We start from the raw sequence: 13,854 nt of genomic DNA, 5'->3' as shown, positions 1-13,854 counted from the left end.
CCCCTTTTCGTCGAATCAGTCCTTGCCGATGCCCGCCGCCGGCGATGGACGGGCAGCGACACGTTACAGGTCCAGCACCAGGCCCGCCGCATTGCCGGCACCCGCTGCCGGCACCGAGCAGCAAGTCAGAATCTCGTCGGTCCCCAGGGCGACGGCCGGCAGCGACGTGTAGCTGACCTGGCCGGCGAGTATCCGGGTCTTGCAGGTGCCGCACGAGCCGCCCCGGCAACTGAATTCCGGCGTCAGCCCGCGCGCTTCCGCCAGCTCGAGCAGGCTGCCGCCACCCGGTTGCCAGCGGGCCTCCTTGGCCGACCGCGCAAACACGACCGCGACGGAAGTTTCGGCTGCCGGCAGGGTGGGTCGGGGGTTTTCCGTGACTGCTTCCGTCACCCTTCGGCGCAGCGACGAGGGGCCAAACTGCTCGACGTGGATTCGCTCGTCGGCAATCTGCATCGCCCGCAAGCCGTCGTACAGGTCCTGGGCGAGCGCCGCCGGACCGCAGAGGTAGAAATCGAAATCGTCGAAGGGCAGGATGGCCTTCAGCAAGGGCAGGTCGATGCGGCCGTGAACGTCATGGTCGCTGCCGAGAACGGCAGCCGGTTCAGGCTGGCTCAGAATGCGCACTGCGTCAACCGCACCATCGGCACGCTCGACCAGTTCCTGCAGTTCGCCGTCGAAGGGCCGCTCGGCCAGGGTGCGCGACGCATGCACGAAGAATGTCCGGCGCACGCGGCGGGTACGCACGCCTTCGTACACCACCTCGCGCAGCATGGCAAGCATGGGGGTGATTCCCACCCCTGCCGAGAGGAGGACGAGCGGGCGGCGTTCATGCGCAGCCACGACGAAATCGCCCAGCGGCGCACGCGCCTCGATTTCATCGCCGACGGCGACGTGCTCATGCAGGAACCGCGAAACCCGTCCTGCGCGTTTGACGCTGATGCGGTAGTAGCCATCCGACGGCGCCACCGACAGGGTGTAGGTGCGAATGAGCGGGGCAGCTCCCGGAGCGACGGCCAGCCGGATGGGCAGGTGCTGCCCGGCCCTGAAGAGCGGCAATCCGGCGCCGTCGGCGGCTTCGAGATGGAAGGACTTGATGGTCGCGCTTTCGTTGATGATGCCTGCAATGCGAAAACGCCGCCACTGGTTGCGCAGCGCTTCTGCCTGCTGGCGAGCCAGAGCCTCTTCCCACGATCCAGTCATCAAGCAGTTGGGCGAGATTTCCTCAAGCCGCCAGCGCAGTTTCAGCACGCGGCGACGGCGCACCGCCTTGTCGACATGCAAACGCCAGAGCCGCTCGGCGCCCCGGAAACTGCCCACTTCGTCACCGGCCAGGACGAGTTCGGTACGACCGGCAAGCTGCAACAGATCGCCGGTGGCGAAGTCGATGAAGAGCAGGCCTGCCCGCGGATTGACCTGCAGATTGCCGAGCGTGTTGAAATGCAGGTTGCCGGCGAAATCGGGGATGGTCAGCACATCGGCGTCGACACGGACGAAGCCGGGCTTGCCACCGCGATGCGAGGCGTCGACCTGCCGCCTGCCTGCATCCCCATCCGGATCCACATAGCTGGCGACGAAAAAGGTATCGGCAGCCCGGATCATGGCGCTCGCCTCGGCGTCGAGTGTCGACAGGAGTTCGCTGCGACCACTGAAAGGCTCGGCGGGATCACCGGCAAAGCTGAAGTTCCTTGCCTGGATGTATTGTGGGCAGTTGCCGAAGGCATGCTCGACCTGCAGCGTCAGTTGGCGGTCGTCGCATGCGACCACCCTGCCATTGACGCGATTGCGGCGGCGCGTCTGCAGCTCGATGCCGAGCACGCCGATACCGTCGCCCGGCCGCAACGCGTCGCCTGCGGGATCCCCCTGGCCGGGAAGGGCGTTGATCTGCAGGTGCCGCGCGTCGGGTGACTGCGCCAGGCCGGCGCGCGCCTCGACGAGCGTCGCCCAGGGATCGCCCGCCTGGTCGACGGCGGCGATCACCAGGAACGGTAGCTGCCGGTAGAAGGTGCGATGCTGCTCCGGCATGAAGTCGCGGATGACCTGGCGACCAAAGACCTCCATGCGTTCGGCGACACCGACGCTCTGTTGCAACTCGCGCTCGCCGCGGTGCCAGGGGGAAGTGGTTGCAGCGCTCATTCTTGCCAGCTCCCGGTGCCGGTGATCACGCTGCCAGTCCGACGGCGGTCTTCTGCATGCCGACAAAGCCGGGCATGCCCTCGATTCTCGCCAGCCAGTCGCGCGCCTTCGGGTAGTCGTCCAGGGACACGTTGCCCTCGGGCGCATGCGCGAGGTAGGTATAGGCAGCGACATCGGCGATGGTCATCCCGTCACCGACGAGGAAGGGGTGCCGCGACAGCTCGCTCTCGATGACGCCCAGGACGGCGTGCGCAAGGGCAATCGCTGCGTCCGCATCCTTCTTCGCTCCGAAGACCGTCACCAGACGCGCCACCGCCGGCCCGAAGGCAATCTGACCGGCGGCCACGGACAGCCACCTTTGCACCGTGGCTTCGCCGACGGCGTCGCTCGGCAGCCAGTGTTCACCTCCGTACTGGCGTGCCAGGTAGACGAGAATCGCGTTGGAATCGGCAACGATCGTTCCGTTGTCGTCGATCACGGGGACCTGGCCGAACGGGTTCAGGGCCAGGAACTCGGGCTCCTTGTGCGCTCCCTTCATCAGGTCGACGTCGACGAGTTGCGTCGGCAGAGCGAGCAGTGACAGCATCAGTTGGACGCGATGGGCGTGGCCGGACAAGGGATGACGATACAGTTTGATGGCGGTGGCGGGGGTGGCCGACATGATGATTCTCCAGAGAGTGGGGGACGAGGTGACGACGCGGGGCAGTTTCCGGGAGGCCCATGCGAGCGCCGGTCACGGGTAGACATGGTCGGCGCGAAATCGTCTGAGGGGAATCGTCGTACGGCGCAAATCACCATTCCAGTTTCTGCAATGATCCGGCAAGCCGTGTACGCCTCGGCCCTTGGCGCGGTCGTCCCGAGCTGCGCGCCGGGCATGCGCCAGGCGGGGAGTGGCTGCCGCATGCCCTTGCTGCACGCCGGCGCACTTGCACAGCCCGCCATCGCCGAGCGTATCCGCCCTACTCCTCGCAAGCGTCGAGTCCTGACATCCCTGATGGAATGGCGCATTCAAACCGCATGGCATGGATACTCGATCGCTACCCCTGTCGGGAAACGCCCGCTTCCCAGCGGCGCCTCACAAGAGGCGCGCAGACTGCCCCTGCGCCGCCAGCAGCGCAACCGCCTTCCTGTCGAAGGAGATGAAGGTTTGTCCGCCAAGCCAGTTCCCTTCGTAGGCAATGACGCCATCGGCGAAATCGCCACCTGCTTCGAGCATCGACAGGCCTGCTTCCACGGCTGGCCTGTTCGTTTCGACGTTTGCCGTGGCCAGCAAGGCGCGGATTGCGGCGGCGGCATCCGACGGCTGGAAGCCATAGACCCGGCGCAGCACCCACACGAATTCGCACAAACACGGCAACGCGACGGCGATCAATTCGGCGTCGGTCAACAGCTTGGCGGCCATGCCTCCTTGCTCGGGATCGTCGCACACGACCGCTCGAACCAGGATGTTCGTATCGACAGTGACCTTCATTCCATGCCCGCCCAGCCTTGCGCCGCCGCCTCGCTGATTTCTTCGACGGTGGCGACTTTCCGCGTCCGACCCGCGAGCAATCCGACGAAGCCATCGATCGTTGCGGCAGGCCGGGCCGCCTTGAGGAGACCTCGACCATCCGGCAGCAAGTCCAGTTCGATCTTGTCTCCCGGCTTGATGCCGAGGTGTTGCAGCACCTCTTTCCGGAAAGTCACCTGCCCCCTTGCAGTAACAGTCAGCGTGGTCATGGTACAACCCTCTTGGCTCAACGATACCGCCAGAATAATGCAGGTCCGCATTATCAGCAACCGGCATCGCGAGATGGCGGCCCGTGGGGCGATTGACAACGGTGCAGCTGGCGAGCCCCCTGCCAGACTCCCCACCGACTGTTGCACGGCGCCATGCGCTCGCCGCGGCGCCCCGGCATGCGATAATCGCGCCCCGGCGGTCTGCGTTACCGCCATCGTTCGCGCCGGCGAGTCGTCGGCCAGCAGCAACACCGTAAGTCGCGAGGGCTTCCGCCTCGTGGCGGTTGATGAAATCGGGAGAGATCGATCGAAACTGCAGCGCCCCCGTCGCGCGGCACTGTCGTGTCGTCCGTACGGCACGGCGCCGCGCCCCGCCGCGGCTTGCTCGTGCTGTTCGCCTGTCTGCTCGTGGGGGCGGCCGGCGCCGCCGAGCTGAGCGCCGTCACCGCGCACCCACCACCGGCTGCCGCCGGGACGCCGCTCGACCGCATGCTCGCCGGGCTCGCCGGCCGCCCGGTGCTGATCAACTTCTGGGCCTCCTGGTGCGAACCGTGTCGCGAGGAGCTGCCGGCGCTGCAACAGCTCGGCAACCACTGGCGCGGGCAGCGGCTGGCGGTGGTCACGGTCGCCGTCGCCGACCAGCGGGCACGCGTCGACGAGTTCCTCGCCGCCCACGTCATCGAACTGCCGGTGATCGACGACCGCGAGCAACAGATCAGCCGTGCCTGGGGTGTCCGCCTGCTGCCGACGACCCTCGTCCTCGACCACCGCCACCGCATCCGCCTGCGCGGCCAGGGTGCCATCGACTGGGAATCGGCGGCCGTCGGCGAGCGGCTGCGCGGCGTCCTCGAGCGAACGCGGCGATGAAGCCACGCACGCGCGAACGGCAGCTGCGCAAACGCCACCTTCCCGAGCGCGGCCTCCCGCTTCGCCGCAACCTCCCCGCCGGCGGTCGCCGTCCGCCGGCACGGCCAATTTTCCGCTTGCCCACTCAGGAGCCCCACCATGGATCGACGTGATTTCCTCCGCAGCGCCACCCTCTTCGGCGTCGCCGGCGCCGCCGTCTGGCGCCCGGCGCGCGCCACCGCGACCGCCTTCTTCGACCCCAACCCGGCAAACGGCTGGCGCGTGTTCGAAGTCACCCTGCGCGTCGAGGTCGCCCGTCCCGGCAGCGCGACGCGCGTCTGGCTGCCGCTGCCCTCGCTCGACGAGGCGACCTGGATCACACCGATGGGCAATCTCTGGCAGGGCAACGCGGCGAGCATGCAGATCGAGCGCGATCCGGTCTACGGCGCGCAGATGCTCGTCGCCACCTGGAACGCCGACACCACCGCGCCCGTCGTCGAAGTCACCAGCCGCATCGCCGCCCGCGACCGGGCGACCGACTTCAGCCGCCCCGGCCCGGTACCGGCGCTCGACAAGGCAGCGCTGAAACGCTACACGGGGCCGACCGACCTGCTGCCAACCGACGGCATCGTCCGCCGGACGGCGAACGAGATCACCGGCGGCGCGCGCAGCGATCTGGACAAGGCTCGCGCCATCTACGAATGGGTCGTCGACCACACGGCGCGCAACCCGAAGACCCGCGGCTGCGGCGTCGGCGACATCCGCGCGATGCTCGAGAGCGGTGACCTCTCCGGCAAGTGCGCCGACCTCAACGCGCTCTACGTCGGCCTCGCGCGCGCCGCCGGGCTGCCGGCACGCGACGTCTACGGCATCCGGGTCGCCGATTCGCGCTTCGGTTACAGGAGCCTCGGCAAGTCGGGCGAGATCAGCAAGGCGCAGCACTGCCGGGCCGAGGTCTGGCTTGCCGGCTTCGGCTGGGTACCGGTCGATCCGGCCGACGTGCGCAAGGTGGTGCTCGAGGAAAAACCGGGGCTGAAGCTGCAGGACGACGTCGTCGTCGCCGTGCGCGACCGGCTGTTCGGCAGCTGGGAGATGAACTGGCTGGCGTACAACACCGCCCATGACCTCAGCCTGCCCGGTTCCAGCGGCCCGAAGATCCCGTTCCTGATGTATCCGCAGGGCGAGAACGCCGCCGGCCGCTTCGACAGCCTCGACCCGGAGAGCTTCCGCTACCGCATCAGCTCGCGCGAGGTGAGTGCCTGAAGCTCCGCCGGGCCGGCGTCGCCAACCGCGCGCGTCTGGCGAACGGCGCTGCGCTGCCAACGCCGGCGAAAACCTCCCGGGCGCTGCCGCGATGGGACGCGAGCAGCCCGCCCAGCGCCGGCAGCGCGAGGCGCGGTTCACTACTTGCCAGCGCGCGGAAGGCGATCACCTGCGCCTCCCCTGCCACAGGTCGTCGTGCGCGTCGCGCGCCACGCGGCGCAGGCAGCGCTCGCGCAGGCGGCAGACGCTGTAGCCCAGAGGATGGATGCGGCGGGCGGCGGCGTCCAGGCCGGTGCGCTGCAGGGTTGCGCCATAGGCCTCCCACTACGCCTGGGCAATGCGGCATGCGCGGCCGATCTCCTCCGGCAGCGTGAAGCCGCGGGGGACGTCGTAGCCCTTGGCCGCGTGGCCGCTCGCCTGGCCGTGTGCGGCCTTCTCCAGCAGGTCGGGCAGCAGCAGCGCGCCTTCGAGGCGCAGCGTGTCGAAGCCGAGCCAAGCCCCGCTCCTTGTGCTCACGACAGGTCAGCGGGCCACGGCACGAGCCCGCTCGCTCGGGCACCGCGCCAGAGTTCGCGATCATAGGTGGCGACGGTGACGGGGTCGCCGAGTGCCTCCTGCCAGCGCAGCGCGCTGGCCAGATGCACCGCGTCGTAGCCGCGCAGGCCCTGCTGCCAGGCGACCGAGGCTGCGCGCGCGACCACGGCCTCATTGACGTCGAGGCGGATCAGGTCGGGCCAGTCCGCCTCGAAATCCGCCAGTCCAGCGGCTGCGGCCCCAGGTGTCGCAAACCCGACGCGCACCGCCTTGGCCAGCGCGGCGGCGACCTCCGCCCGGCTGATGAGCGCGGTCGACACGCTGTGGGCGCCATCGATCAAGGCGGCGACCTCGGCCGAGCCCGCCTCAGCCACGTACCGCTTCACCAAGGCGCTCGCGTCGAGATAGAGGATCACTCGCGATCCTCGATGAGGAGCTCGGCGACGCTCTTGCCTGCCGGGATCAGGACTGTAGGCTTGCGGGGCATCAGCCGCCGACCGCTCCACTGGATCTGTTTGGCGGCGCGCAGCGCGGCGATCTGCCCTTCGTGGTCCTGCCCGATCGCCACCAGGCGTCCGACAGGTACCCCGCGGTCGGTGATGACCACCGACTCGCCACCGCGGGCGAGGCGCAGGTAATGGCTCAAGCGGCTCTTCAGCTCGCGGATGCTGACCACGGGTTGCGTCATGCCTGAATCTCCTGCGGGACGGGGGATGTAGTCACATCATACGCCTATGAGACTACTCGGCCCACAGCGCGTTGGGCAGCGGCACGTACGCGCCGAGCACGTCCACCGGCAGGCTGGCGCTGCCGTGATGGGTCGACGCCGGCGTGAAGCTCATGCTGCACTCGCCATCGCGCGGATACTCGCGAGGACGCGCACCAGCTCGTCGACCTGTCCCGAAGTGAACATCCCGTCTGGGCCGCACGGCGTCAGATCGGTAAACGGGGATTCGTAGAGCCGCGCCGCGTCCATCATGCCGTGTTCGGTGAGATGGTCCACGACCAGGTTTACGAATTCGATCTGGTTGGCGCCGAGAGACTTGCCGTCGAGAAACCCGGCCAGGGCCTCCTTTGCCGCCTGGCGATCGAGGCCGATCAGTGAGCGCACAAGGAGCCCGAGCCCTTCGGACTCCTCGGCGGCGCGCTGGATCTCCTCCGCGCCGCCGACGCCGCTCTCGGCAAGCATTCGCTGAAGCTCAGCGAGATCGGAGGTGGTCAACGGCCTGTTCATCCTCAACTTGTGAATCGCGATGTGGTCCTGGTGCGCGCGCAGGAAGGCCTGAGCCTTGGCGCGGAACTTCGCGTAGTCGGTGCCCTCGCCGAAACCGGGCAGCTCGACCGCAGTCTCGCCGCCCATCTCGTCCTCGAAGTCGGTGTAGATGGGCTTGCGCTTGCTCCGCTCGATAAGCTTGATCAGATCACGCAGGCGCCGGCGCATCGCCTCGAGCATCGGGACGGTCACGTCCTGCCACCACTCGTCGGTCTGCACGTCCTGGATCAGCGCCATCTGGTTGAGCACCATCGGAATCGCCGACTTCTCTTCCAGCAGACCGGCGAGCTCCTTGACCTGATCGCGCAGGCGGGCGAAGCCCGGCTCCGACCGCAGCATCGCGAGCTGCAGGTTGAGTACCAGCAGATCGAAACGCTTCGCCTCCTCGTTCTCCGGGTCGAGTTCCGATGGCAGGCCCGCGACCTGGTGCGACAGATCCAGGAGCGCCTCCGACGACAGCACTTTCCACGCCTCGGCCTTGGCATACTGCTCGACGATGCGCCGCCGCGGCCGTACGACGAAGTTGTCGAGGTTCATCGCGGCCACTTCCCTGTGCAGCAACGCTGCGACCTGCGCGCGCACCTCGCCCTCCGATGCCGGGTGCCCATGCGGAGGCGCCCGTGTCTCGCGCGCCGTCTGGCGGTCGGCTTCGGCCAACTTCTTGTCCAGCTCACCGACCAGCTCCAGCCGGGCATCGAACAGCCGCTTGCCCAGCGATTCACCCAGCGCTCCCTCGGTGGCGGGGATGTTCTGGCTGAAGTACTCCAGGTTCTGGCAGTAGTCGAAGACGCAGAAGTACTCCTTGTGATTGCCCGGCCCGAACAGGTCCGCGCAGAGGCGCGTGCCCCGACCGAGCATCTGCCAGAACTTGGTCTTCGAGCGCACGAGCTTGAAGAAGACCAGGTTCACGACCTCGGGAATGTCGATGCCGGTGTCGAGCATGTCCACCGAGATGGCGATGTGCGGCGCCTTGTCCTTGGCCGAGAAGTTGTCGATCAGGCTCTGTGCGTACTCGGTCCTGAACGTGATCACGCGCGCGAACTCGCCCTTGTAGTGCGGGTAGTTGGCGTTGAAGCGCTCCGCGATGAACTCGGCGTGGTGCTGGTTCCTGGCGAACAGGATGGTCTTGCCGAGCCGGTCGCCCCCGGCCACCGTCGAGCCCCGCGTCATCAGATGTTCCAGGACCTTGTCCACCGTGTCCTTGTTGAACAGCCACCTGTTGACCGCCTCGGCCTCCACGCGATTGGGAACGCTGCCGTCGTCGTCCCACTCCAGCGCGTCCCACTGGTCCTTGTCTTCTTCGGACAGCTCGTCGTACCTGATCCCCTCGCGCTGGAACTTCAGCGGCACCGAAACGGCCTTCGGCGGCACGAGGAAGCCGTCGCGTACCGCCTCGTCGAGTCCGTAGGCGTCGGTCGGCACGCCGTTCTCGAGGTCGAACAGGCTGTAGGTATTGCGGTCCACCTCGTCTGTCGGCGTGGCCGTGAGCCCGACCAGCAGCGAGTCGAAGTAGTCGAAGATGGCGCGGTACTTCTGGAACACCGAGCGGTGCGCCTCGTCGATGATCACCAGATCGAAGTGGCCGACCCCGAAGCGTCGCTGGCCATCGCGCGTCTCGTCGATCAGCCCCATCATCGTCGGATAGGTGGAGACGAAGACCCGTCCTTCCGCGTCCTTCTCGGTCACCAGGTTCACCGGCGAGGCATCGGGCAGGTGGTGCTTGAAGGCATTCACCGCCTGGTTCACCAGCGCCACGCGGTCGGCGAGGAACAGCACCCGCTTGACCCAATTGCAGCGCATCAGCAGATCGGCGAGCGCAATGACCGTCCGGGTCTTCCCGGCGCCGGTGGCCATCACCAGCAGCGCGTTGCGGTCGTGGTCGCGTTCGAATGCCTCGGCGATGCGCCGGATGCCGCGCGTCTGGTAATGGCGCTCGACGATGGCAGGATTGATCTCGCCCGCCGCCAGCGGCTTGCGCGTACTGCGCCGCTGGATCGCAAGCTCCAGCTCCGCCTTCTTGTAGAAGCCCTGCACCGCGCGCGGCGGATAACGCGTGTCGTCCCAGAGCCAGTGCTCGTAGCCGTTCGAGTAGAAGATCAGCGGCCGTTGGCCGAACTGGCGCTCCAGGCAGTCCGCGTACAGCCGGGCCTGCTGCTGGCCAACGCGCGCGTCGCGCCGGGTGCGCTTGGCTTCGACGAGCCCGAGCGGCTTGCCGTCGTCGCCCCAGAGCACGTAGTCGACGAAGCCGACGCCTTTCTCGTTGGGCATGCCGCCGACCTCGAACTCCCGCGCAGCTGCGTGACCTGGCGGCTGGTCGAGCGGCCAGCCAGCCTCCTTCAGCAGCAGGTCGATGAAGTACTCGCGGGTCTCGGCCTCGGAGTAGTCGTGCGTGTCGGGCTCCGCCGCCGCGGCCAGCTTGGCCGCCGCCACCTCGGCGCGCAGGCGCTGCAGCTCCTCGTCGAGCGTGCTCTTGTCGGCCAGCAAGGCGGCGAGCTTCTCGTCGCGCTCGCGCAGGCCCGCTTCGAGCTGCTGCAGCTGCTCGGCGGTCTGCCCGCGCACCGGTGTCGCCTTCGGGAGCGCGGACGCGTCGAAGGCCAGGCCAGGTGCCGGTCGCGCCGCGCGGCCGTAGGTCCGGGCGAGCCAGTACGTCACGTGGAACAGCTCGCGAACCGCGACCGTCGCGTCGTCGAGCGGAATCGCCCGATGCCCGTGCACCGCACGGTTGCCCAGCGTGTTGATGATCCGCGCCTTGCTGCACACCGCCTCGCCCGCGGCTTCCTTGAAGCTCGGCTCGTGGATCAGCGCCGACAGGTGGTCCTGGTACGGCAACTTCAGCGAGGCATCGTGCTTGTAGGCCCAGATCACCGCCAGTTCGAGCGCGCGCCGCGCGTAGAAGCAAGCCGTGCGTGGATCGGCGTGCGCGGCCGTCTCGGCCCGCACAGCAGACTCGAAGACTGCCGCCCACTCACCCTGCAGGAAGGCGAACTGGCTCACTGGACTACCCTCCGCGCTGACGCGCTGCGGGGCTGTTCGCCCTTGGGGCGGCCCTTCGGGCTCACGCGGGCTCCTCCAGTTCGGCAGCCAGTTCCTCGACGTACCTGCGATAGCTGAACACGCGGCCACGCTGCCGGTTGGTGACCTCAGCCACGACTCCGATGCGCTCCAGATGCGCCAGCGACTTGTTCACCGTCGCCGGCGTGAGCCGCGTGAACTTGACCAGCGCGGCCGAGGTGGCGATCGGCTGGCGCTGCAGCGCCTGGTGTACCGCCAGCGCCGATGTCGCCGCGCGACCCAGGCCGGCAATGCGGTCGCGATCCGCGTTGACCAGCGCGAGCAACGCATTCGCCGTCGACACGCCCTGCGTCGCGCTGGCCTCGATGCCTTCGGCGAAGAAGTCGAGCCAGCGCTCCCAGTCCCCGCGCAGGCGCACCTCGTTGAGCAGCTCGTAATACAGAGCCCGATGGGTCTTGAAGAACAGGCTGGGATACAGGATCGGCTCGCGCAGCACGCCGTCGGCCACCAGCTGCAGCACGATCAGCAGACGCCCGATGCGCCCGTTGCCGTCGAGAAACGGGTGGATGGTCTCGAACTGCACGTGCACGAGCGCCGCCTTGATCAGCGGCGGCACGGGCTCGGGCTCGTCGTTGAGGAAGCGCTCGAACGACGTCAGGCACTCCGGCAACGCATCGGCCGGCGGCGGAACGAAGGCCGCGTTGCCAGGCCGCGTGCCGCCGATCCAGACCTGCGAGCGGCGCACTTCACCCGGTGTCTTGCCCCGGCCGCGGGGATGCGTCAGCAACACCTCGTGCATCTCGCACAGCAAGCGCGTGCACAGCGGCAACCCGCCGCGCAGCTTCTCGAGGCCGCGTTCAAGCGCCGCCACGCAGCGGCTGACTTCGCGCGCATCCTCCACCGGCACGCCCGGCTGCTCGTCGATCTCGTACAGCAAGAGATCTGCCAGCGAGGACTGCGTGCCTTCGATTTGCGAGGACAGTACCGCCTCCTTGCGCACGAAGCTGTAGAGCAGCAGCGCCGCATTGGGCAACAGCGCGGTGACCGCGTCCAGCCGCCCGAGCGCCAGCAGCGCCGCGTCGAAGCGCCGCCGCAGTGCGGCCGACCACACGATCGGCGGCTCGGGCGGCAGCGGCACGGGCACGAAGGCCTGAAACGGCTCGCTGGCCGTCGTGACGGTGACGTAGCGGCCGGGAGCGGGTCGGTGCATCGGACGGGGAACCTATAACAAGACTCGGCATAATTTTAGGTTAGTATGCGAACGTAAATCAATGGTCAGGCTTGTTGTAGGGTGGAGCGCCCGACCGGGGTCGTCGAATCGGGGCGGAATTGCTCGGAGATTGCAACCAGCGACCCGTCGGTTGCAATCGCGCTGTCGAGAGACGCTTGCAGATCAGATAGTTGCATGGGTCGGGCCATTTGCCGATAGCGAGTGTCACGACAAAGACTCGTCGAGGTTGCAATTCGCCGGATCAGCACCCATTCGCCATGCCGGGCTCGTCGATCACCGGCGTGCAGCCACCAGCTGCGGAAACGCCCTGGCGAACGCGGCCCGCACTTGCGCAAACCGTGCTTCGTCCAACGGCTTGCGTGACACCACGCGGTTCATCACCTGGAGCCCCGACGAGGCAAGAAGTTCGGCGAGCGCTTTCTCCATCGCCGCGACCAGATCGCGCCGTTGGTCGTGCTCCCGCCGGCCCGGCGCCCTGGCCTCCTGCTCGATTGGCCCGAGCGCGATCAGCCGAAACGCACACGACTCGGGCACCGCACCGCGCTGCATGAGATGCCGCCGCAGCATGTTGCTGTTCCTGGCGAAGCCCAGATGCTGGCCCATGCGGTTGAACGGCGACTGTGCGTTTGTCGATGAGCTGTCGCCGGTGCGGCCTACGTAGTACAGCGGCGCCTGACCCGCTGGCATCACCTCCCACACATAGAGCCAGAACCCACGCTGAAGAATGCCGCCCTCGAAGCGAACCTCTTGAACGGCCAGCGGCGCCACATTCGCGATGTTTGATCCGCTCGCCATCTCATGCGCCTCGGTAGACGGAATCCGCGTTCAACTGCGCAGCGAGGTACGGCGTGAAACCCGCCAGCAGGATCGACATGGCCACCATGTCGCGCATATTGACGGCGCACAGGGCACCCGCGGGGTTTCCGCCGTGCCGAATCCCCGGGTAGTCGCAAGCGAACCCGTAGAGATTCTTCAACGACGCCTTGGTCGCACCGTGCGGCCAAGTGGTGACTTGGTTGCAGATACCGCTCAACTCGCCCTCGGTGATGCCAGGCGTCGTTCGCCCGATGGCTTCCAGCAGGCTCACCTGCTTCTGGATGCAGGTCTTGATGCGCCCGTCGGAGCCGTCGTGGCGCAGGTCGCGCACCGCGTTCTCGAAGTCCTTCATCAGCGCATCGAGGTGTGCATCCTGGCTGGCGAGCGCGCGCAGATCGCGCACCAGGCTCGCGAACACGCCGGGTAGCGTCGGGCACAAGGTGCAAGGGCGGCGCAGGTCGTAGCGCAGGCTGAACTTGTCGACGAAGCTCGCGAGCAAGTTGAAGTAGCGATTGGAAAGCTCGTCGCCGGCCAGCTCGTCGAGCGCGGAGTGAGCCGCTTCGAGGAACGCCACGAGAGCACGCTCACCGGCGAAGTCACTCGCGCCTGTCCTCTCGAACGCCTCGCGACTCTGCACCGGGTTGTCGATGATGTCCGCCAGGGCCTCGACCGACGGTTTGTCCTTCAGCGCCCGCGCCAGTTCGCGGCACAGCTCGCAGAAGATGTCCTCGGGGACGCCTTCATGGTCGATCAGCGGCAGCCAGATCTCGCGCCAGGTCTCGGACCACACGCCGATGAACTCGCCGCGCATGGCTACAGCTCTCCCCGGAAGGCACGGTGCTGGAGAGAGGCGAAGAGCTGATCCGAGGCCTGTAGGCAAGCGTCGTGCGTCCGCTTCCAGGCCTCTACTGCGGCAAACCGGTCCGCGAACTGGCGCTGTAACAGAAGGGGCGGCAGCGGGAGGCGAATCCGACTAACGGTCATTGCAGTTGCGGCCGCCCCGGATGATGAAAGAAGATGCGTGTTG

General features: G+C 67.5%; 13 protein-coding genes. 2 read left to right on the top strand and 11 right to left on the bottom strand.

Annotation, left to right across the window (positions count from 1 at the left end; genetic code table 11):
• Window positions 1-63: 63 nt before the first annotated feature.
• The 4 genes from NFW30_RS16315 to NFW30_RS16300 form a co-directional block, all read right to left on the bottom strand.
• Window positions 64-2,133, bottom strand: a complete 2,070-nt coding sequence (locus NFW30_RS16315; protein ID WP_295357935.1) for a pyridoxamine 5'-phosphate oxidase family protein — start codon at window positions 2,131-2,133, stop codon at window positions 64-66.
• A gap of 25 nt (window positions 2,134-2,158) precedes the next feature.
• The gene (locus NFW30_RS16310) at window positions 2,159-2,794 is read right to left on the bottom strand and encodes a glutathione S-transferase family protein (RefSeq protein WP_295357938.1); all 636 of its coding nucleotides are present in this window, start codon (window positions 2,792-2,794) and stop codon (window positions 2,159-2,161) included.
• Between the two features lie 414 nt (window positions 2,795-3,208).
• Window positions 3,209-3,604 (bottom strand): type II toxin-antitoxin system VapC family toxin, encoded by a 396-nt coding sequence (locus tag NFW30_RS16305; RefSeq protein WP_295357940.1) that lies wholly within the window; start codon window positions 3,602-3,604, stop codon window positions 3,209-3,211.
• Window positions 3,601-3,852: an AbrB/MazE/SpoVT family DNA-binding domain-containing protein gene (locus NFW30_RS16300; protein ID WP_295357943.1), complete on the bottom strand. Its 252-nt coding sequence runs from the start codon at window positions 3,850-3,852 to the stop codon at window positions 3,601-3,603. Before NFW30_RS16300 ends, NFW30_RS16305 begins: the two co-directional genes overlap by 4 nt.
• 342 nt (window positions 3,853-4,194) lie before the next feature.
• Between NFW30_RS16300 and NFW30_RS16295 the strand changes: the two genes are divergently transcribed.
• Window positions 4,195-4,719 carry a TlpA disulfide reductase family protein gene (locus NFW30_RS16295; RefSeq protein ID WP_295357946.1) on the top strand — a complete coding sequence of 175 codons (525 nt, stop codon included), beginning with the start codon at window positions 4,195-4,197 and terminating at the stop codon, window positions 4,717-4,719.
• A 138-nt stretch (window positions 4,720-4,857) separates the two neighbouring features.
• Window positions 4,858-5,961, top strand: coding sequence for a transglutaminase domain-containing protein (locus NFW30_RS16290; RefSeq protein ID WP_295357948.1), 1,104 nt, complete (start codon window positions 4,858-4,860; stop codon window positions 5,959-5,961).
• A gap of 324 nt (window positions 5,962-6,285) precedes the next feature.
• Here the strand turns inward: NFW30_RS16290 and NFW30_RS16285 are convergent, their stop codons facing one another.
• From NFW30_RS16285 to NFW30_RS16255, 7 genes are all read right to left on the bottom strand, one after another.
• Window positions 6,286-6,477, bottom strand: coding sequence for a hypothetical protein (locus NFW30_RS16285; protein ID WP_295357951.1), 192 nt, complete (start codon window positions 6,475-6,477; stop codon window positions 6,286-6,288).
• Window positions 6,474-6,911, bottom strand: coding sequence for a type II toxin-antitoxin system VapC family toxin (locus tag NFW30_RS16280; protein ID WP_295357953.1), 438 nt, complete (start codon window positions 6,909-6,911; stop codon window positions 6,474-6,476). The genes NFW30_RS16285 and NFW30_RS16280 overlap by 4 nt, the downstream gene beginning before the upstream one ends.
• The gene (locus NFW30_RS16275) at window positions 6,908-7,183 is read right to left on the bottom strand and encodes a type II toxin-antitoxin system prevent-host-death family antitoxin (protein ID WP_295357955.1); all 276 of its coding nucleotides are present in this window, start codon (window positions 7,181-7,183) and stop codon (window positions 6,908-6,910) included. Before NFW30_RS16275 ends, NFW30_RS16280 begins: the two co-directional genes overlap by 4 nt.
• A 150-nt stretch (window positions 7,184-7,333) precedes the next feature.
• On the bottom strand, window positions 7,334-10,762 hold the full coding sequence (locus NFW30_RS16270) for a DEAD/DEAH box helicase family protein (protein ID WP_295357957.1): 3,429 nt from the start codon (window positions 10,760-10,762) through the stop codon (window positions 7,334-7,336).
• A gap of 61 nt (window positions 10,763-10,823) precedes the next feature.
• Window positions 10,824-11,990, bottom strand: a complete 1,167-nt coding sequence (locus NFW30_RS16265; RefSeq protein ID WP_295357959.1) for a Fic family protein — start codon at window positions 11,988-11,990, stop codon at window positions 10,824-10,826.
• Window positions 11,991-12,284: 294 nt separating this feature from the next.
• On the bottom strand, window positions 12,285-12,806 hold the full coding sequence (locus tag NFW30_RS16260; RefSeq protein ID WP_295357962.1) for a hypothetical protein: 522 nt from the start codon (window positions 12,804-12,806) through the stop codon (window positions 12,285-12,287).
• Window position 12,807: 1 nt separating this feature from the next.
• Window positions 12,808-13,638, bottom strand: a complete 831-nt coding sequence (locus NFW30_RS16255) for a hypothetical protein (protein WP_295357965.1) — start codon at window positions 13,636-13,638, stop codon at window positions 12,808-12,810.
• Window positions 13,639-13,854: the final 216 nt, after the last annotated feature.

The sequence above is a fragment of the Accumulibacter sp. genome, assembly GCF_023806635.1.
In the GTDB taxonomy this organism is placed as follows: domain Bacteria; phylum Pseudomonadota; class Gammaproteobacteria; order Burkholderiales; family Rhodocyclaceae; genus Accumulibacter.
This window is presented reverse-complemented; position numbering and strand designations above follow the sequence as displayed.